Genomic DNA, 18,539 nt, shown 5'->3' with positions numbered 1-18,539 from the left:
CCCACCGTGAATGCCAACCAGCCCGGCCTTTTCGACGACTTGCCCACGTCGCCCGATGAAATCATTTGCGGCGTGGACGAAGCCGGGCGGGGCCCGCTGGCCGGCCCCGTGTTCGCGGCGGCCGTGATCCTCGATCCGTCGCGCCCCATCGACGGCTTGCGCGACTCGAAGAAGCTGACGGAAGCCAAGCGCGACCTGTTGGCGCCGCTGATCAAGGCGCATGCGCTGGCCTGGGCCATCGCGGAAGCGTCGGAAGCGGAGATCGACAAGCTCAATATCCTGCACGCGTCCATGCTGGCCATGCGGCGCGCCGTGGAAGCGTTGAAGGTGCAGCCCACGCTGGCCCTGATCGACGGCAACCGCTGCCCCGTGATGAAGATCCAGTCCATCGCCGTCGTTGGCGGCGACGACAAGGTGGACGCCATCTCGGCCGCCTCCATCCTGGCCAAGACGGCGCGCGACGCGGCGCTGGTGACGCTGCACGCGGCCTATCCCCAGTACTGCTTCGACCAGCACAAGGGCTACGGCACGGCGCTGCACCTGGAGCGGCTGCGCCAGTTCGGCGCCTCGCCCGTGCACCGGCGCTCGTTCGCGCCCGTGCGCGCGGTGCTGGTGGCCGGCCCGCAATCCCTCACCGAAGAATAACAACATGAAAACCATCACCTCGCGCGACAACGCGCAATACAAGGAACTCAAGCACCTGGCCGGCAGTTCGCAGGCGCGCCGCAAGGCCGGCCGCACGCTGCTCGACGGCGTGCACCTGTGCCAGACCTATCTGCAACTGCGCGGCATGCCGGTGCAGTGCATCGTCAGCGAATCGGCCCTGCACAACCCGGAAGTGGCCGACATCGTGGGCCAGCTGGAAGCGCAGCACGCGCACGTGACGGGCCTGCCCGATGCGCTGTACAACGCCGTCAGCCAGGTGGAACATGGCGTGGGCGTGATGTTCCTGATCGATACGCCGGAGCGCGTGGTGACGGCGCCGCTGTCCGTGTCGGCCGTGCTGCTCGATAACGTGCAGGACCCCGGCAACGTCGGCTCCATCCTGCGCAGCGCGGCGGCGGCCGGCATCCAGCAGGTCTATTGCAGCGGCGGCACGGCGTTCTGCTGGTCGCCCAAGGTGCTGCGCGCGGCCATGGGCGCCCACTTCGTGCTCGACATCTACGAGAACGTGGACCTGGCGCCGCTGGTGTCCGGTTCCACCATCGCCACGCTGGCCACCAGCGGCTACGCCACCCAGCGCCTGTATGACGTGGACTTGCGCCAGCCTGTGGCCTGGCTGTTCGGCCATGAAGGGCAGGGCGTGGCGGACGATCTGCTGTCGCTGGCCAGCCACCAGGTGGTAATCCCGCACCTGGGGCAGGTGGAGTCGCTCAACGTGGCCGCGTGCGCGGCGGTTTGCTTTTTTGAGCAGGTCAGGCAGAATCAAGCCTAGAAGTCGTTTCAAAATGACCATGGCTAGGCGTGGCAACGAAGACAGTGCGCATGCACGGCGAGGCGCCACAACGACGCCATGGGCTTTTTGAAATGACTTCTTAATCTGAATTGAACGGAGTGGGCATGGAAAACCGGCAGTTGCATTTCCTGGTGGCCGAAGGCGAGATGGCGCAACGCCAGGCGCTGGCCGATGTGCTGGTCCACCTGGGCGCGGGCCGTATCACCCAGGTGCCGGATGGCCACACGGCGCTGCGCCACTTCGACGATGGCATCAACCCGCCCGTCGACGTCGGCATCATCGACCTGGCGCTGCCCGGCATGGACGGGCTGGAACTGATCCGGCGCCTGTCCGAGGCGCGCTGCCGCGCCGGCATCATCATCATCGGCGCGCAAAGCAATGCCGTGCTGTTCTCGGTGGAGACCATGGCGCTGGCCTATGGCATCAACCTGCTGGGCACCATCGCCAAGCCCGTGCCGCCCACGCGACTGACGGAACTGATCGAAGGCTATACTGCCGTGCCGCTGGCGCCGCCCGAAGGCGTGGCGGGGCGCACCTTCACGTTCGCGGAAGTGGGGCGCGGCTTGCAGGCGCGCCAGTTCGATCCGTATTTCCAGCCCAAGATCGAGCTGGAGACGGGGCAGGTGAAGGGACTGGAGATGTTCGCTCGCTGGCGCCATCCCGAATACGGCGTGCTGGGGCCGGAGGCCTTCATCCAGGCGCTGGAAGATAACCACCGCGTCGATTTCCTCGACTGGAGCATGATCGAGAAATCGGTGGCGGCCTGCCGCACGCTGCACGACCAGGGTATCCCGATCTCGTTTTCCATCAACGTGGACCAGAGCACGCTGGCCCATCCCCAGTTCATGGCGCAGATCTCGGCCTGCCTGGAGCGGCACCGCATCCTGCCCGACTACATCACGTTCGAAATGACGGAATCGGCCGTGCTGACCACGGAGCCGCACTTCCTGGAGCGATTGCTGCGCCTGCGCATGCTGGGCTTCGGGCTGGCCATCGACGATTACGGCACCGGGCGCTCCAATCTGCAACTGCTGGCCCGCATCCCGTTCTCGGAACTGAAGATCGACCGCAGCTTCGTGGATGGCGCCTCCCGGCGGCCCGCCATCGGCGTGGTGCTGCGTTCCTGCCTGGGACTGGCGCGCAACCTGGACCGCCGCTCGGTGGCCGTGGGCGTGGAGACCAAGCAGGACTGGGACTTCCTGCAAGGACTGGGCTGCACCTACGCCCAGGGCTTCTACATCGCCAAGCCGATGCCGGTGGAGGACTTCCCGGCGTGGCTGGACGACTGGCGCCACTTCTTCTGATCAAGTAGGCGCCTTCTCAGCCAGATCAGTACTGCCCGCGGTGATTGGGCTTGATCTCCTGCAGGATGGTGGTGGAGATCTCCTCGATCGACTTGGTGGTCGATGACAGCCAGCGGATGTTCTCGCGCTTCATCATGTTCTCCGCCTCGTTCACTTCATAGCGGCAGTTCTCGATGGACGCGTACTTGCTGCCGGCGCGGCGCTCGTTGCGGATCTCGGCCAGCCGTTCCGGCGTGATGCTGAGGCCAAAGATCTTGTTCTTGTAAGCGTAAAGCGACGTAGGCAGCTTGCCGCGCTCGAAATCGTCCGGAATCAGCGGGTAGTTGGCCGCCTTGATCCCATACTGCATGGCCAGGTACAAGCTGGTGGGGGTCTTGCCCGAGCGCGACACGCCGACCAGGATCACATCGGCCGAGGCCAGGTTCTTGTGCGACTGGCCATCGTCGTGCGCCAGCGAGAAGTTGATGGCCTCGATGCGGTTCTTGTATTCCTCCGAATCGACAATGTTGTGCGAACGACCAATGGTGTGGGTCGATTTCACGCCCAGTTCCTGCTCCAGCGGCGCCACGAAGGTTTGGATCAGGTCCATGTGCAGGCCTTTGCATTGGCGGATCACCTTCGACAGGTCGGCTTTCACCAATGTCGAAAAGATAATCGGGCGCTGGCCGTCCGTCGCGAAGGCTTCATTGATCTTGCGCGCCGCGTCGTGGGCCTTGTCCACCGTGTCGATGAAGGGCAGACGCACCTGGCGGAAGCGCAGATCGAACTGGGTGAGGACGGAATGGCCGAACGTTTCGGCCGTGATGCCGGTGCCATCCGATACAAAAAATACGGTACGGGCCGCATTTGGCAGGGGTTGGCGTTGTTCTTGAGTCATTGGGAGTGAGCTTTAGGGGAATGTGAATCGTCAATTTGCGCCGCAGGCTGTAAAATGTCTGCCAACGGTAAGATTGTGCTGCACGACGCTAAGAATAACAAGATTGAATGTCGGCGCCTCGCGTGAAGATTTCTATCTCAAGTAAGGGTGTCATTATGACCAGTATGTCCAACGCAGCATTGAAGGAGCAACAACAGGGGAATCCCGGCGAGGCGGTGTACGTCGCCTCGTTCGAGCACCTGCGCATGACGGATGTGGAATCCGTCGGCGGCAAGAACGCCTCCCTGGGCGAGATGATCAGCCAGCTGGCAGGTGCCGGCGTGCGTGTGCCGGGCGGCTTTGCCACCACGGCCCAGGCATTCCGCGACTTCCTGTCGTACAGCGTGGACGGTGGCCAGTCGCTGGCCGACCGTATCGCCGATCGCCTCGAACATCTGAACATCGATGACGTGCGCGCGCTGGCCGCGGCCGGCGCCGAGATCCGTCAATGGATCATCGACACGCCGTTCCAGCCACGCCTGGCCAAGGAAATCGAAGAGTTCTACCACCGCCTGGTGGCCGATTCGTCGACCGAAGTGTCGTTCGCCGTGCGTTCCTCGGCCACCGCCGAAGATTTGCCGGACGCCTCGTTCGCTGGCCAGCAGGAGACCTTCCTGAACGTGGTCGGCATCGAAAACGTGCTGGACGCGATGAAACACGTGTTCGCGTCGCTGTACAACGACCGCGCCATCTCGTACCGCGTGCACAAGGGCTTCACCCACGCTGAAGTGGCCCTGTCGGCCGGTGTGCAGCGCATGGTGCGTTCCGACCTGGGCGCCGCCGGTGTGATGTTCACCATCGACACCGAATCGGGCTTCAAGGACGTGGTGTTCGTCACCTCCAGCTATGGCCTCGGCGAGACCGTGGTGCAGGGCGCCGTGAACCCGGACGAGTTCTACGTCCACAAGCCGATGCTGGAAAAGGGCAAGTCGCCCGTCATCCGCCGCAACATCGGCTCCAAGCTGATCAAGATGGAATTCACGGAAGAAGCCAAGGCTGGCCGCTCCGTGCGCACCGTGGACGTGCCGGTCGAGCAGCGCAACCGCTACTCGCTGAACGACACCGAAGTGGTGGAACTGGCCAAATACGCCGTCATTATCGAAAACCACTACGGCCGCCCAATGGACATCGAGTGGGGCAAGGACGGCCGCGACGGCAAGCTGTACATCCTGCAGGCCCGTCCTGAAACGGTCAAATCGCAGCACAAGGCGACCGATGCGCAGCAGCGCTTCAAGCTGAAGTCGAGCGGCACCGTGCTGACCTCGGGCCGTGCCATCGGCCAGAAGATCGGCGCCGGTCCTGTGCGCGTGATCACCGATCCTTCGGAAATGGAACGCGTGCAGCCGGGCGACGTGCTGGTGGCCGACATGACCGACCCGAATTGGGAGCCGGTGATGAAGCGTGCTTCGGCCATCGTCACCAACCGCGGCGGCCGTACCTGCCACGCGGCCATCATCGCCCGTGAACTGGGCGTGCCTGCGGTGGTCGGTTGCGCCGACGCGACCGAAGTGCTGAAGGACGGCACGTTCGTCACCGTGTCCTGCGCCGAAGGCGACGAGGGCAAGATCTACGATGGCCTGCTGGAAACGGAAGTGACGGAAGTGCAGCGCGGCGAACTGCCCAAGCTGCCGACCAAGATCATGATGAACGTGGGTAATCCGCAACTGGCCTTCGACTTCCAGTCGGTGCCGAACGCCGGTGTGGGCCTGGCCCGTCTGGAGTTCATCATCAACAACAACATCGGCGTGCACCCGAAGGCGATCCTGGAATACCCGAACATCGACGCCGACCTGAAGAAAGCCGTGGAATCGGTGGCCCGTGGCCACGCTTCGCCGAAAGCCTTCTACATCGACAAGCTGGCCGAGGGCATCGCCACCATCGCCGCCGCGTTCTGGCCGAAACCGGTCATCGTGCGTCTGTCGGACTTCAAGTCCAACGAGTACAAGAAGCTGATCGGCGGTTCGCGCTACGAGCCGGACGAGGAAAACCCGATGCTGGGCTTCCGCGGCGCTGCGCGCTACCTGTCGCCGGACTTCGCCGAGTCGTTCGAGATGGAATGCGCGGCCATGAAGCGCGTGCGCAACGACATGGGTCTGACCAACGTCGAGATCATGGTGCCGTTCGTGCGTACCCTGGGCCAGGCTGAGAAAGTGGTGGACCTGCTGGGCAAGAATGGCCTCAAGCGCGGCGAAAACGGCCTGCGCCTGATCATGATGTGCGAAGTGCCATCGAACGCCATCCTGGCCGACCAGTTCCTGCAGTACTTCGACGGCTTCTCGATCGGTTCCAACGACCTGACCCAGCTCTCGCTGGGCCTGGACCGCGATTCCGGCATGGCCCTGCTGGCAGCCGACTTCGACGAACGCGACCCGGCCGTCAAGGCGCTGCTGTCGATGGCGATCAAGGCTTGCCGTGCACAAGGCAAGTACATCGGCATCTGCGGCCAGGGTCCTTCCGACCATCCGGACTTCGCCATGTGGCTGATGAGCGAAGGCATCGAGTCGATGTCGCTCAATCCGGACTCGGTGGTCGAAACGTGGCAGCAACTGGCCACCCGCCTGTAAGCGCTGTCCAGGTATAGGGTCTGACCTTCCGGGGTCTGACCCTGGTTCTGGTTTTGTCGAATTAACAAAGATGTTGACGCCTGCATGAATTGCGTTAGACTGAAGGTATTGAAACGCAAGACCAACCACCATTAATACCGACCACATCGCAGCAAGAACCCTCGTGGCCCAGCCGGGCGGCGGGGGTTTTTGCATTTTTGAACGGAGAACACATCATGGCTGACTGGACCTTCTGGCTGGTGGCGGCCGGCGCCACGGCGATATTGGAACTGTTTACCGGCACCTTCTACCTGCTGATGATCGCCATCGGCCTGGCCACGGGCGCGCTGGCCGCGCTGGCGGGCGCCGGCACGCCAGCGCAGACCATGGTGGCGGCGCTGGTGGGCCTGGTGGCCACGGCCGTGCTCCGGCGCAGCAAGTTCGGTCGCCCCACGCGCGGCGACCCGGCGCGCGATCCTAACGTCAACCTCGACATCGGCCAGACCGTCAACGTGCCCCAGTGGCAGGACGGCACGGCGCGCGTAATGTACCGCGGCGCGCAGTGGGACGTGGAGCTGGCGCCGGGCGCGCACGCGCCGGCCACGCCCGGGCAGTACACGATACGCGAAGTGCGGGGCAGCCGCCTCATCGTCGCACCCTGAGCAAGAACAACCTACCAATAACAAGCGGAGAAATTGTATGGAATTCGGCATCGGCAATGTGAGCCTCATCCTGTTCATCCTGGCGCTGGTCTTCGTGTTCAAGACCATCAATGTCGTCCCCCAGCAGCACGCGTGGGTGGTCGAGCGGCTTGGCAAATTCCACGCCACGCTGGGGCCGGGTCTGAACATCGTGATCCCGTTTGTCGACCGCATCGCCTACAAGCACTCGCTCAAGGAGATCCCGCTCGACGTGCCGCCGCAGGTTTGCATCACCAAGGACAACACCCAGCTGCAGGTGGACGGCATCCTGTACTTCCAGATCACGGACGCGATGCGCGCTTCCTACGGCTCGTCGAACTACATCGCCGCCATCACCCAGCTGGCGCAGACCACGCTGCGTTCCGTGATCGGCCGCATGGAGCTGGACAAGACCTTCGAGGAGCGCGACCACATCAACACCGCCATCGTCAACGCGATCGATGAATCGGCCGCCAACTGGGGCGTCAAGGTGCTGCGCTACGAGATCAAGGACCTCACGCCGCCCAAGGAAATCCTGCACGCCATGCAGGCGCAGATCACGGCCGAACGGGAAAAGCGCGCGCTGATCGCCGCCTCGGAAGGCCGCAAGCAGGAGCAGATCAACATCGCCAGCGGTGAACGGGAAGCGGCCATCGCCCGCTCGGAAGGTGAGAAGCAGGCCGCCATCAACCGCGCCCAAGGCCAGGCGGCCGCCATCGTGGCGCTGGCCGACGCCACCGCCAGCGCGCTGCGCGAAGTGGGCGCGGCGATCCAGGAACCGGGCGGCGCGGACGCCGTCAACCTCAAGGTGGCCGAGCAGTACGTGGGCGCCTTCGCGCAACTGGCCAAGACCAACAATTCCGTCATCATCCCGGCCAACCTGGGCGACATGAGCGGCCTGATCGCCACTGCCATGCAGGTGGTGAAGTCGCAGAAGTAGCGCGGTCTGGGGGCTTGGGGTCTGACCCTTGCGGTCTGACCCCGGTTTTACGCAGCGCAATGCCGAACATGGCATCGGTACGGACATGAAAACCAGGGGCAGACCCGAGGGGCAGACCCTTTAAGCCAGGGCGACCCCTGGTCAGGAGAACACGATGGGAACATGGGCAACGCACGCCTTCGGCAACGACTACGCGCAGGATTGGGCCGAGGACTTGCAGGAGACGCGCAACATGGAAGCGGTCGAGAACACGCTCGATACGGCGCTCGGCCATGAAGGCGACGTGCTGGAGGCGCCGTATGCGGCCGAGGCGCTGGTGGCGATCGAAGTCATCGCGCGCCTGCAGGGCCATTGGGGACTGCGCGACGACGATACCGAAATCCTCGACCTGTGGATCGCCGAGCACCCGCAGCGGGCGCGCAAGGACCTGGCCGAGAAGGCGCACCGCGTGATCGACCGCATCCTGTCGGAGCAATCGGAGCTGCGCCAGCTATGGGCCGAGACTGCGCATTACGATGACTGGCGCGCTGCCGTGGAAGAACTCAGGGGGCGTGTCAGCCTGTAGCAAGCTCGCTGTGACAGTCTGCGCGGGCACTGTCCATCCAACTTCACGAGAGAGTCCATGCCCGCTGCCCGCATCGTCCTGCTGACCATCATCGCCATGATCGCCTTCGCCAGCAATTCTTTGCTGTGCCGGGTGGCGCTCAAACACACGGCCATCGATCCTGCCAGTTTCACCACCGTGCGCCTGGTGTCCGGCGCGCTCGCGCTGTGGCTGATCGTGCGCTTGCGCACATCGGGCGCATCGGGCGCCCAGGCGTCGCCGGCCGGGCGCGGCAACTGGCTGTCCGCGCTGGCCCTGTATGCGTACGCGGCCGGGTTTTCCTTCGCCTACGTGAACCTGGCCGCCGCCAGCGGCGCGCTGCTGCTGTTCGGCGCCGTGCAGGCCACCATGATAGGACGTGGCATCGCTGCCGGCGAACGCCTGGCGCCGCGCCAGCTGGCCGGGCTGCTGCTGGCGCTGGCCGGGCTGGTGGGCATGCTGCTGCCGGGCCTGACGGCGCCACCGCTCGGTGGCGCGCTGCTGATGATGGGCGCCGGCGTCGCCTGGGGCGTCTATTCCTTGCGCGGCAAAGGGGCGCGCGACGCCACGGCTGTCACGGCGGGCAATTTCATGCGCGCCGCGCCGATCGCGGTGGCCATGAGCGCCGCCATCGCGCTGGCCGGCACGGATGGCGTGCGGTTGGATGGCGCGGGCCTGCTGTACGCCGTGGCGTCCGGCGCGATCACCTCGGGCATGGGCTACGCGCTCTGGTACGCGGTCCTGCCATCGCTGCGGGCCACCAGCGCGGCCACGGTGCAACTGAGCGTGCCCGTGATCGCGGCGCTGGGCGGCGTGGCGCTGTTGGGCGAGGCGCTCACGCTGCGGCTGGTGCTGGCCTCGGCCGCCATCCTGGGCGGCATCGCCCTCGTCATCCTGAAAAAACGGACAGGCGCGCCGCCGCAAAGATAATTACAATAAGCTCTGATCATCACCATGAGAGGAGCTGCCGATGCTGCAATTGCGACCTGGCTGCGAATGCTGCGACAAGGATTTGCCGCCCGATTCCACCGAGGCGCGCATCTGTTCATTCGAATGCACGTTCTGCGCCGATTGCGCCGACGGCGTGCTCGGTGGCGTGTGCCCGAACTGCGGCGGCGAATTCGTACGCCGTCCACGGCGACCGGCCGCCAGGCTGGCCAACAACCCGCCGTCCACCGAGCGCGTGGTCAAGCCGGCCGGCTGCGGCAAGGCCGCCTGACGCTGGCCGTCCAGGGACGCGACATGAACGGCGTGCGCGCAATGACCGATGAGCAGGAGCAGCTGGAACGGCTGGCGGCCTTCCTGCGCGCGCACGCCAGCGTGCTGGCGTTGACGGGCGCGGGCATGAGCACGGCCTCCGGCATCCCCGGCTACCGCGACGAGGAGGGCGTGCGGCGCGGGCGCCAGCCCGTGCAGGGACCGGAATTCCGGCGCTCCGACGCGGTGCGCCGCCGCTACTGGGCGCGCAGCCTGGTGGGTTGGCCCACGCTGGCGCAGGCCGAACCGAACGCCGGCCACGTGGCGCTGGCGCAGCTGGAGCAGGGCGGCTACCTGGGCGCGCTGGTCACGCAGAACGTGGATGGCTTGCACCAGCGGGCAGGTAGTCGCCGGCTGATCGAACTGCACGGGAATATCCACGACGTCATCTGTCTCGATTGCGGCGCGCGCCATGCGCGGGCGGCTATCCAGCACCGGCTGGTGCGCGACAACCCCGGGCTGGCTGGCGCCAGCGCCCGGCCACTGCCCGACGGCGACGCGGAACTGGAGCCGGCGGCGCTGGAACACTTCCGGGTGCCCGATTGCGTCCAGTGTGGCGGCGTGCTGCAGCCGGACGTGGTCTTCTTTGGCGATAACATCCCGCCCCAGCGCAGCGCCGACGCGCTGCAGCTGATGCACGAGGCGGATGCCTTGCTGGTGGTGGGGTCGTCGCTGATGGTGTTTTCCGGCTACCGCTTCTGCCGGCTGGCGGCGGAGGCGGGCAAGCCGGTGGTGGCGCTCAACATCGGCAAGACGCGGGCCGACGATCTGCTCGATTTCAAGGTGGAAGCGGGCGCACAGCACATGCTGCCGCGCCTCGCGCAATTGCTGACCTGATCAGTTCCGCAGCAGCATGGAGCGCACGATGCCTTCCTTGGCCAGCACATAGTCCTGGCCGGCCAGCACGTAGTTGGTGTTGGGCTGGATCACCTTGAGGTTGATGAACACCATGTCGCTGGTCTCGGCGTAGGAACCGACCACGATGGCTTGCGCATTGTGGCTTTGCGCCACTTCGCCGATCTCGCGCGTGAGCATCAATTCACCCTGGTTGCGCTTGAGGTAGACGGAATTGCGCAGCTTCATCTCCAGCATGGACAGGCCGCCCTGGGCCAGCCGGGTCGATATCTGTTCCGACACGAGCCGGCCCAGCGTGGTGGTCTGCTCCAGCGCGTCAATGTTGACGACGGTGGCCATGATCAGCGGCTTGTCGGTGGCCAGCTTGCCGCTCAGCTGATGCATCAGCGCGTCGGCCGCCTTGTAGTTCGATTCGATGAACTGGTTGGACGAGATGGTGGCGTAGTTCGCCTCATCCTTGGGCGGCGCGGACGAGCAGCCAGCCAGTAGCAAGGGCAGGGCGAGCAGGGAAGTGGTGGCGAGGCGGTTCAGCAGTTTAGGCATTTACATGTCCCCCCGCACCTTGAACATGCGGGTCAGTTTGGGCGCTTCCGGCTCCACGTCGACGATGCCGTACAGCGGACGGTCGCTGTCGGCCACGTAATAGGCCGAGCTGTTGCGGGCCAGGTAGCGGTATTGGTCGGTGACCGAGATGGTGAGGATGATCTCCGTGCGCGGCGTGGCGCCCGGCGCGAACTGGTCGTTGAACCAGTTGTAGGAATCGTAGGCGCCCACGCCGGCGGCCACCACGGCCAGCGGCGGCAAGTCGATCTCGCTGAGCACCCACACGCCCGACGCCAGCGCCGCATGTTCGCCGTGGTAGCGGTATTGGGGCCGGTTGGCGCTGAAGGTCACGGCCTGCATGTCCAGTTCCACCTTGAGCGAACCGGGCGCCGTGCGCGATACGGTATAGCCGTCGTTGACCAGCGCCGTGATCAACTGCGCCGTCAGGGCGCGCTGGAACGGCGTCGCCGGCGCAGCATCGGCGATGTAGAGCGGGCGAGGCGGCTGCTTGGCCAGCGCCTCCTTCAACTGTTTTTCGAGATGGCCGGCGATCACGGCCCAGTGCTCGGCCGCCTGCAGCTTGGGCTGCTTCGATACGGGAAAATTGGTGGCCAGCGGCGTGGGGGTGTAGCGCGCCGCACACCCGGCCACGCTTGCGGCCACCACCAGGCCCGCTCCTATCGCCGCTGCGGTTTTCAGCACCATGTTGGCCTCGTCATCGTCTGGGTTGCATCGTCATTATTGCGTTCCGGCGCCGCATGGGCCGCATGGAACTATCCTGCCGCAGTGTAGCATGGATGTTGCTGATTGGAAATTCGTCGCACGACAAAACGCACCGGTTTTCGCTCGCGTACAACGCCGGGCGCATCAGCCGGCAAGCGCTAGAATACGCGGGTTTGCCGCCTTTGTGTTGACCGTGGCGCCGCTGCAAAAATACCTTGAGAATTTGGCAAGATTGTGACAGCATGCCGGCTCCCCAAACCATGGAATCCCCGCGATGAGCACACCCCTGGCGCCACGCCGTATCGATGGACTGGACACGCTGCGCGCCTGCGCCATCGTGCTGGTCCTGATGTCACATTATTCGGTGGTGGTCAGCCACAAGGCCACGTTTGGTTTCCTCACCAACATGGGCTGGATGGGCGTCGACCTGTTCTTTGTGCTGAGCGGCTATTTGATCGGCAACCAGATCCTGTCGCCGCTGGCGCGCGGCGCATCGTTCTCGCTCCCGACCTTCTTCGCGCGCCGCCTGCTACGCACGGTGCCCAACTACCTCGTCGTGCTGGCGCTGTACCTGTCGCTCCCGGCCCAGTTGGGCGGATCGCATACGGCGCCACTGTGGCGCTTCCTGACCTTTACCCAGAATATCGGCCTGCATTTTGGCGAAACGTTTTCCCATTCGTGGTCGCTGTGCGTGGAAGAGCAGTTCTACATGATCCTGCCGCTGGCGGCGCTGTTGATCGCGGCCCGCCGCCATGCGTTGCAGTGGGGCTGGCTGGTGCTAGTCGGCGCCATTGTGGCAGGCATGGTGGTGCGGGGCTGGGCGTGGATGGCGCATGGTCGCAATACCATCAGCGATGTCGATTTCGCCGTCCATGTCTACTATTCGAGCTTCGCGCGCTTCGATGAACTGCTGCCCGGCGTGGCTATCGCCTTGCTCAAGAATTTCCATGGCGGGCTATATCAGGCCATCCTGCGGCGCGGTAACGCGTTGTTGGTGGCCGGCCTGGCGGCGCTGTCCACCATGGTCTACCTGTTCCTGCACCACTACCAGGTCGACGACTATGGTTTCACGTTCCCCATGATGACGTTTGGCTATCCGCTGCTGGCTGCCAGCTTCGCCGTGCTCACGCTGGCAGCGCTGAGCCCCAACAGCCTGCTGCATCGCGTGCGCGTCCCCGGCGCCGAACAACTGGCCTTGTGGTCGTACGCGCTCTACCTGGCGCATAAGCCGATCTACAAGCTGGTGCTGGAACCGCTGGGCCGCTGGCAGGTCGATACCGATGCGCCGGCCGGCATCGCGCTGGTGCTGGCGGCCGCCTTGCTCGGTGGCTGGTTGTTGTACCGTTTGGTGGAAACGCCATTCATGCGGGCGCGCGCCCGCTGGTTCCCTGCCGAATCCGGCGCCGCTGCGACGGGGCAGGGAAGTCCGGGCCAGCAGCGGGCGGCCTGACCTGATACGAGCGCTGCAGCGCGGCGCGCGCGCTGCATCGGCGCCGCGTTGGTTTAGCTGGCCTTGATCGTGATGGCCATGTTGGTCTGCACGCTATGGCCGGCGGAATCGCTGACCACGATCTTCATGGTGTAGCTGCCGGTCACCGGGCTGGCCCAGTTGACGCCGATATTGAGGCCGTTCGGTACGAAGGTCACGCCCAGCGGCACCCCGGAAATCGAGATCGACACGTAGCTGCTGCCCGGCGCGCTGATGCCGATGGTGCCCGCCAGCGGCTTGCCGGCCACGCCAGCCAGGGCCGGCGCGTTGACGGTCAGGCTGGAACTGACGGTGGTGCTGGTGCCGATGCTGATCTTGAACACAGCTTGGCCGGTCAGGCCGGTCTTGCTGTCCTTGGCCGTCACGGTCACGCTGTAGCTGCCGGCCACGGGGGCGGCCCAGCTCACCACGCCGCTGCTGCTGATGGCCATGCCGGCCGGCGCGCCGCTCAGCGCATAGGTGACGGGATTGGGGCTGCTGACGGCCACCGCGAACCACAGCGCCGTGCCCACCTTGCCCGTGATGCTGGCGCCCGTGACCACCGGCGCGCTGGCGGCGGCGATGGTGACGGTGTAGGTGCCTTGGCCCTTGAGGCCAGTCTTGGTGTCCGTGGCCGTGACGACGACGGCGTACGTGCCGGCAACCGGCGTGGCCCAGCTGACGACGCCGGTGCTGCCGATGCTCATGCCGGATGGCGCGCCGCTCAGGGTGTAGCTGAGCGGATTGGCGCCGGAGGCCGAGACGGTGAACGACAGCGCCGTGCCGACCTTGCCGCTGATGGCGGCCGGGACGACGGTGGGCGCGCTGGCCACGGCGGTGGCGCCGGACAGGGCGCTCAACAGGCTGCCGGCGTTGGGCGTGCCCAGGCCGCTCAACTGGTCGTAACCGCTCTTGGCGCTGCAGGTGGTGCATGTGCCGTCGCTGCCGGAGATCACATCACCGAACGCGCTGGCATAGGTGCCTGGCACGCTGGCGATCTGGCCATACAGGACGGCGTGCGGCGCGCCCAGCGCCGGCTTGGCGTTCAGCGCGCGGGTGGCGTTGGCCACGGCGATCAGGCCGGCCCACTGCGGGGTGGACAGGCTGGTGCCGCCGGCGCTGATCCAGCTTGGGGTGGTGGCGCCGGATGCGATGATGGCCACGTACTGGCCCGTCTTCGGATCGGCATTGAACGACACGTCGGCCACGCCGCGGTGGGCCAGCGTGCCCAGGCCGGGCACGCTGCTGGTCTGGTAGGTGGGCGTGGCGGTGTAGGCGCTGATGCCGCCGCCGGTCTGGGTCCAGCCCACTTCGCTGCGGCTGCCGCTGCCCGTGTAGGTCAGCGAGGTGCCGCCCACGGCCACCACGTTCGGCGAGACGGCCGGCCATTGCACGCTGGCGCCCGAGTCGCCGGTGGCGGCCAGGTAGGTCATGTTGGACGCCGTGAACGCGGCGTTGGCGGAACTGGTCCAGCTGCCTTCCGGCGTGCCGAAGCTCATCGACACCACGCCCGGGCCCATCGCGTTGGCCAGTTTGACGGCGCCTTGCAGATTGTCGACCGACGCGCTGGCCGCTTCGATCAGGACGATGCGCGCCAGCGGCGCCGTGGCGTGCGCCCATTGCACGTCGAGCGAGATCTCCGTGGCCCAGCCCGAATCGTAGGCCGGCTGGGTGGCGGTCATCGCGCCGGCGCTGGTGTTGAAGACGACCGACAGGTCGCAGCCGGTGGCCGAAGGCGCCGCCAGCGGCAGCACGGCGCTGGGCGCGATGCTCTTCTGGGTGCAGGCCGGCAGGCCGAATTTGGCGTTGAACGCGGCCAGTTCGGCGGCCACGTTCGGGTTGTGCATGGCATCCACGATGTAGATGGTCTGGCCCGCGCCCAGTTGGGCGGCCAGCGCCGCCGTCAGCGTGGTGCCTGACGGTGGCAGCGCCGGCAGGCCGTAGGCGGCCCGGATCTGGGCCGGCGTGTAGGTGGTCACGGTGCCGCTGGTGGCCATGGGAGCGAGCGTGCTGTCGGGCGACTGGGGCGGTGCGTATTCGAGTTTGTCCAGCGACAGGCGGCGGGTCGACAGCCGGCGCGCGGACGGCGGCAGCAGCATGGTGCGCGGGCCACGGCGGGCGGAGGCGGCGTAGCCGTCGGCGTCGGTGTCGTCGGGCGCGTCGAGCAGCACCGGGGCGATGTGGTAGGCCGGCTGCACGATCAGGTTGGCCGCCGCGGCCGGCAGCGTGGGATTGTCCAGTTCCAGCGTGGTGGTGGACGTTGCCACCATGGCCGCCACCTGCGTGCCGGCTGCTGCATTGTCCTGGCCGGGCGTGCCGCCGCAGGCGCTCAGCAGGGCGGCGATGGCGGCCGGCAGCAGCAGGGCAGGGCGGATGGCGTGGGATGAAGATGGCTGGCGAGTCTGCATGGCGTGGCGCTTCCCGAAATCGAAGGCCACGCTGCGGCAACGTTGACAGCCATGCACGGCATGGGCAGCCCGACGTTGGCGACCCCGCTACCGTGGCGCTTGCGCGCTGTAGGCCGGTGGTTTTGCGTCCCCACCTTTCGGAGGGTTTGCCTTCGGCGAAATTTGGATGATGCCGGTCATGAAACCGGCCACTGCCAGCGATTGTACCAGCATGCCCTGGCTAAATAATGGCGGCCGGCAATAAAATTTCTTTATGGAATGATGTGCATCATGCTGCCCGGCGGCATGCACCGGGCGCCTGGGCGGGCAGGGCGGGAGGATCAGCGCCGGTGTTGCTTCATGGCCGACGCCACTTCGCGCTTGCCGTCGCGGTCCTTCTCGGCGGCGCGCTTGTCGTGCATCTTCTTACCCTTGGCCAGGCCGATCTCGCATTTCACGCGGCCGCCCTTGTAGTGCAGGTTGAGCGGCACCAGCGTGTAGCCGGCCCGTTCCACCTTGCCGATCAGCTTATCCATCTCCTGGCGGTGCAGCAGCAGCTTGCGGGTGCGCACGGCTTCCGGGTGGATGTGGGTGGAAGCGGTGGGCAGGGCGCTGATGTGGGCGCCGAACAGGAACAACTCGTCGCCCTTGATGGTGACGTAGGCTTCCTTGATCTGCACCCGCGCATCGCGGATCGCTTTCACTTCCCAGCCTTCCAGCACGATGCCCGCTTCGTAGCGGTCCTCGATGAAGTAGTCGTGAAAGGCTTTTCTATTATCGGCAATGGTCATGGCAGGGTAATTACTAAAATCGGGCGCGGGTCGGTTAAACTACGGGGACGCGCCAAAAACGCGAATAATTCAACATCATAGCAAACGGTTACGTAATGGCAGTAGTTCACAAAACAGTTTTCCTCGGCTACAGCGCCCAACAGATGTTCGACCTGGTGGCGGCGATCGAGGATTATCCCAAGTTTCTGCCATGGTGCGGGGGTGTTGAAGTGAAGGAGCGCAGCGAGGAAACGGTGGTGGCCAGCCTGGCCATCCATTATCGCGGCGTGCGCCAGAGCTTCACGACGTCGAACGTCAACACGCCGCACAGCACCATACAGATGCGGCTGGTGGACGGACCTTTCAAGGCCCTCGATGGCGTGTGGAACATTAAACCGCTGCGCGAGGACGCGTGCAAGGTGGAGCTGGACCTGCATTACGAATTTTCCAGCGCCATCCTGGAACAGCTGATCGGCCCTGTGTTTGGCATGATCGCCAACAGCATGGTCGATTGCTTCTGCAAACGGGCGGAGACGGTGTATGGCTGAACAAATTCACATCCAGGTCTGTTACGCGCTGCCGGAACAGCAGTTCCTGCGCGACCTGACGGTGGACGCCGGCACCACGGTGGAGCAGGCGATCGCGCTCAGCGGCGTGCAGCAAGCCATGCCCGGCATCGATCTGGCCGCGCTCCAAGTGGGCATCTACAGCAAGAAAAAGACGCTGGACACGGTGCTGCGCGAGCACGACCGGGTGGAACTGTATCGCCCCCTGATTGCCGATCCCAAGAACGCGCGCCGCCGCCGCAAGGCCAAACCCCAAACCTGAGTTTTCGCCTCAAAAGGGTCCGCCCCTTGGGCCTGACCCTGGCGTTGCTTTTGATAGCGCTACCACATTAAGAAAAAATTCAGAAGCGGTGGCGCAGCCCGACCGTGAACTGCTTGTTGCCCGTCCCCGGTTCCTCGCTGTTGCCCTCGGTGTAGGCCGCGCCGTTGTGGTTGCGGATCAGCGCGTACGAGGTGTACAGGTCGGTGCGCTTGGACAGCGCATACATGTAGGCCAGCGCGTATTGCTGCGCGTCCTGGTTGAACGCGCTGCGGTCATCCTTGCGGATGTAGGTCGCCACCACGGTGCTCACGCCGAATGGCGCCGACACGCCCAGCAGCAAATCGCGGCTGTCGGTGGACGCGGTGGGCGCCGCGCCGCCGAAGCTGGCGGCCGTGTTGTTGAGCGAGGCGCTGTTCAAGCCCTTGTCCACGCCGTAGCCGAAATAGACCTTGGCCGGGCCAAAATCGTAATTGGCGCCCAGCAGCGTGTTGCGCGCCGCGTCCTGGTTCTTCAGCAGCGCCGTGTCGTTGTTGCGGTGGTGGTAGGCCAGGCGCACGTTGAGCGGGCCGTTGCTGTAGCCGAAGGAGCCGCCCAGCGCGCGTCCGGCTGCGTTGTCGCCCGCCACTTCGCCGGCCGCAACCATGGCGTCGCCACTGAAGCCGTTCACCTCGGGACTGCGGTACAGCACCGAGTTATTGGCGCGGAAGCCGGTCGACGCCATCAGGTTGTTGGAGCGCGCGATGCCGTTGCGCAGCGGGTCGACGATGGTATTGAGGGTGGTGAACAGTGGCGTGTCCTGCAGGCCGGCCGAGATGGCGCCGAGATTGCCGCGCAAGCCGACCGCCGTGTTGCGGCCGAACAGGGTGTTGTTCTGGGTCGAGCCGCCCGTGTCGGCGTGGATGCCGCCTTCGATCACGAAGAAGGCGGACAGGCCGCCGCCCAGGTCTTCATTGCCGCGGAAGCCCCAGCGGCTTTGGGTGGCCATGCCGCTGGTGACGCGCGTCGCGGTGCCGGCGATGCCGCCCCGGTCCTGCGATACGCCCAGGTCCATCACGCCGTAGAAGGTGACGTTGCTGTCGGCCAGCGCGGTGCCGGACAGGGTGAGGGCGAGCGCGGTCAGCGCGGGAATGCGAATGTTCATCAAGTATCTCCAGAGTTGTTATCGATGCCGCGTGCGCTACGGATGCGCGCGGGCGGGTGCTTGCCGTCCCGTTGCGGGGACGGCGTCTACATGGCGGGCAAGCGGCTTGCCGCGCCGGTGTCGGTGGGCCGCTGAGTGGCCCGGT

Annotated in this window: 19 protein-coding genes and 1 riboswitch; of the genes, 13 read left to right on the top strand and 6 right to left on the bottom strand. The window is 65.5% G+C overall.

Annotated elements, in window-relative coordinates; translation table 11 throughout:
- Positions 1 to 6 precede the first annotated feature (6 nt).
- The 3 genes from rnhB to H3H37_RS16395 all read left to right on the top strand — a co-directional run bounded on the left by rnhB (position 7) and on the right by H3H37_RS16395 (position 2,760).
- Positions 7 to 645, top strand: coding sequence for a ribonuclease HII (gene rnhB, locus H3H37_RS16405; RefSeq protein ID WP_182164391.1), 639 nt, complete (start codon positions 7 to 9; stop codon positions 643 to 645).
- 4 nt (positions 646 to 649) lie between these two features.
- Complete coding sequence (locus tag H3H37_RS16400; RefSeq protein ID WP_182164389.1) at positions 650 to 1,435, top strand: TrmH family RNA methyltransferase; 786 nt, start codon at positions 650 to 652, stop codon at positions 1,433 to 1,435.
- A 125-nt stretch (positions 1,436 to 1,560) separates the two neighbouring features.
- The gene (locus H3H37_RS16395) at positions 1,561 to 2,760 is read left to right on the top strand and encodes an EAL domain-containing response regulator (protein WP_182164387.1); all 1,200 of its coding nucleotides are present in this window, start codon (positions 1,561 to 1,563) and stop codon (positions 2,758 to 2,760) included.
- Between the two features lie 25 nt (positions 2,761 to 2,785).
- On the opposite strand, the gene ppsR is transcribed toward H3H37_RS16395, so the two are convergent.
- Positions 2,786 to 3,637 (bottom strand): posphoenolpyruvate synthetase regulatory kinase/phosphorylase PpsR, encoded by an 852-nt coding sequence (gene ppsR, locus H3H37_RS16390; protein WP_182164385.1) that lies wholly within the window; start codon positions 3,635 to 3,637, stop codon positions 2,786 to 2,788.
- A 164-nt stretch (positions 3,638 to 3,801) separates the two neighbouring features.
- Between ppsR and ppsA the strand changes: the two genes are divergently transcribed.
- From ppsA to H3H37_RS16355, 7 genes are all read left to right on the top strand, one after another.
- A complete protein-coding gene (gene ppsA, locus H3H37_RS16385; protein WP_182164471.1) occupies positions 3,802 to 6,240 on the top strand; it encodes a phosphoenolpyruvate synthase in 2,439 nt (812 codons plus the stop codon).
- A gap of 215 nt (positions 6,241 to 6,455) precedes the next feature.
- Entirely contained in the window at positions 6,456 to 6,881 is a 426-nt protein-coding gene (locus tag H3H37_RS16380) for an NfeD family protein (protein ID WP_182164383.1), read from the top strand.
- Positions 6,882 to 6,918: 37 nt separating this feature from the next.
- The gene (locus H3H37_RS16375) at positions 6,919 to 7,839 is read left to right on the top strand and encodes an SPFH domain-containing protein (protein ID WP_182164381.1); all 921 of its coding nucleotides are present in this window, start codon (positions 6,919 to 6,921) and stop codon (positions 7,837 to 7,839) included.
- Between the two features lie 154 nt (positions 7,840 to 7,993).
- Positions 7,994 to 8,404, top strand: a complete 411-nt coding sequence (locus H3H37_RS16370; RefSeq protein ID WP_182164379.1) for a DUF4259 domain-containing protein — start codon at positions 7,994 to 7,996, stop codon at positions 8,402 to 8,404.
- A 57-nt stretch (positions 8,405 to 8,461) separates the two neighbouring features.
- Positions 8,462 to 9,352, top strand: coding sequence for a DMT family transporter (locus H3H37_RS16365; RefSeq protein ID WP_182164377.1), 891 nt, complete (start codon positions 8,462 to 8,464; stop codon positions 9,350 to 9,352).
- A gap of 40 nt (positions 9,353 to 9,392) precedes the next feature.
- A complete protein-coding gene (locus H3H37_RS16360) occupies positions 9,393 to 9,641 on the top strand; it encodes a DUF1272 domain-containing protein (RefSeq protein ID WP_182164375.1) in 249 nt (82 codons plus the stop codon).
- Positions 9,642 to 9,664: 23 nt separating this feature from the next.
- Positions 9,665 to 10,516 carry an NAD-dependent protein deacetylase gene (locus H3H37_RS16355; protein ID WP_182164373.1) on the top strand — a complete coding sequence of 284 codons (852 nt, stop codon included), beginning with the start codon at positions 9,665 to 9,667 and terminating at the stop codon, positions 10,514 to 10,516.
- On the opposite strand, the gene H3H37_RS16350 is transcribed toward H3H37_RS16355, so the two are convergent.
- Together H3H37_RS16350 and H3H37_RS16345 are read right to left on the bottom strand one after the other, a co-directional pair.
- Positions 10,517 to 11,077, bottom strand: coding sequence for a FlgO family outer membrane protein (locus tag H3H37_RS16350; protein WP_182164371.1), 561 nt, complete (start codon positions 11,075 to 11,077; stop codon positions 10,517 to 10,519).
- Positions 11,078 to 11,782 (bottom strand): hypothetical protein, encoded by a 705-nt coding sequence (locus H3H37_RS16345; RefSeq protein ID WP_182164369.1) that lies wholly within the window; start codon positions 11,780 to 11,782, stop codon positions 11,078 to 11,080. It lies immediately after the preceding gene.
- Positions 11,783 to 12,074: 292 nt separating this feature from the next.
- On the opposite strand from H3H37_RS16345, the gene H3H37_RS16340 reads away from it, so the two are divergent.
- Complete coding sequence (locus H3H37_RS16340) at positions 12,075 to 13,250, top strand: acyltransferase family protein (RefSeq protein ID WP_182164367.1); 1,176 nt, start codon at positions 12,075 to 12,077, stop codon at positions 13,248 to 13,250.
- A gap of 53 nt (positions 13,251 to 13,303) precedes the next feature.
- Here H3H37_RS16340 and H3H37_RS16335 read toward each other — a convergent pair whose 3' ends face one another.
- On the bottom strand, positions 13,304 to 15,676 hold the full coding sequence (locus H3H37_RS16335; RefSeq protein ID WP_182164365.1) for a S53 family peptidase: 2,373 nt from the start codon (positions 15,674 to 15,676) through the stop codon (positions 13,304 to 13,306).
- A 74-nt stretch (positions 15,677 to 15,750) separates the two neighbouring features.
- Positions 15,751 to 15,837, bottom strand: a riboswitch (cyclic di-GMP riboswitch).
- Positions 15,838 to 15,996: 159 nt separating this feature from the next.
- The gene (gene smpB / locus H3H37_RS16330) at positions 15,997 to 16,446 is read right to left on the bottom strand and encodes an SsrA-binding protein SmpB (protein ID WP_182154608.1); all 450 of its coding nucleotides are present in this window, start codon (positions 16,444 to 16,446) and stop codon (positions 15,997 to 15,999) included.
- 95 nt (positions 16,447 to 16,541) lie between these two features.
- Between smpB and H3H37_RS16325 the strand changes: the two genes are divergently transcribed.
- Both H3H37_RS16325 and H3H37_RS16320 read left to right on the top strand, forming a co-directional pair.
- Positions 16,542 to 16,973: a type II toxin-antitoxin system RatA family toxin gene (locus tag H3H37_RS16325; RefSeq protein WP_182164363.1), complete on the top strand. Its 432-nt coding sequence runs from the start codon at positions 16,542 to 16,544 to the stop codon at positions 16,971 to 16,973.
- Complete coding sequence (locus H3H37_RS16320) at positions 16,966 to 17,253, top strand: RnfH family protein (protein ID WP_182164361.1); 288 nt, start codon at positions 16,966 to 16,968, stop codon at positions 17,251 to 17,253. Before H3H37_RS16325 ends, H3H37_RS16320 begins: the two co-directional genes overlap by 8 nt.
- 79 nt (positions 17,254 to 17,332) lie before the next feature.
- On the opposite strand, the gene H3H37_RS16315 is transcribed toward H3H37_RS16320, so the two are convergent.
- Positions 17,333 to 18,394, bottom strand: a complete 1,062-nt coding sequence (locus H3H37_RS16315) for a porin (protein WP_182164359.1) — start codon at positions 18,392 to 18,394, stop codon at positions 17,333 to 17,335.
- Positions 18,395 to 18,539 lie beyond the last annotated feature (145 nt).

Origin of the sequence: Rugamonas brunnea, from assembly GCF_014042345.1 — a bacterium.
Taxonomy (GTDB): Bacteria; Pseudomonadota; Gammaproteobacteria; order Burkholderiales; family Burkholderiaceae_D; genus Rugamonas; species Rugamonas brunnea.
Note: the sequence above shows the minus strand (reverse complement) of the source record. Positions and strands in the feature narration are given on the sequence as shown.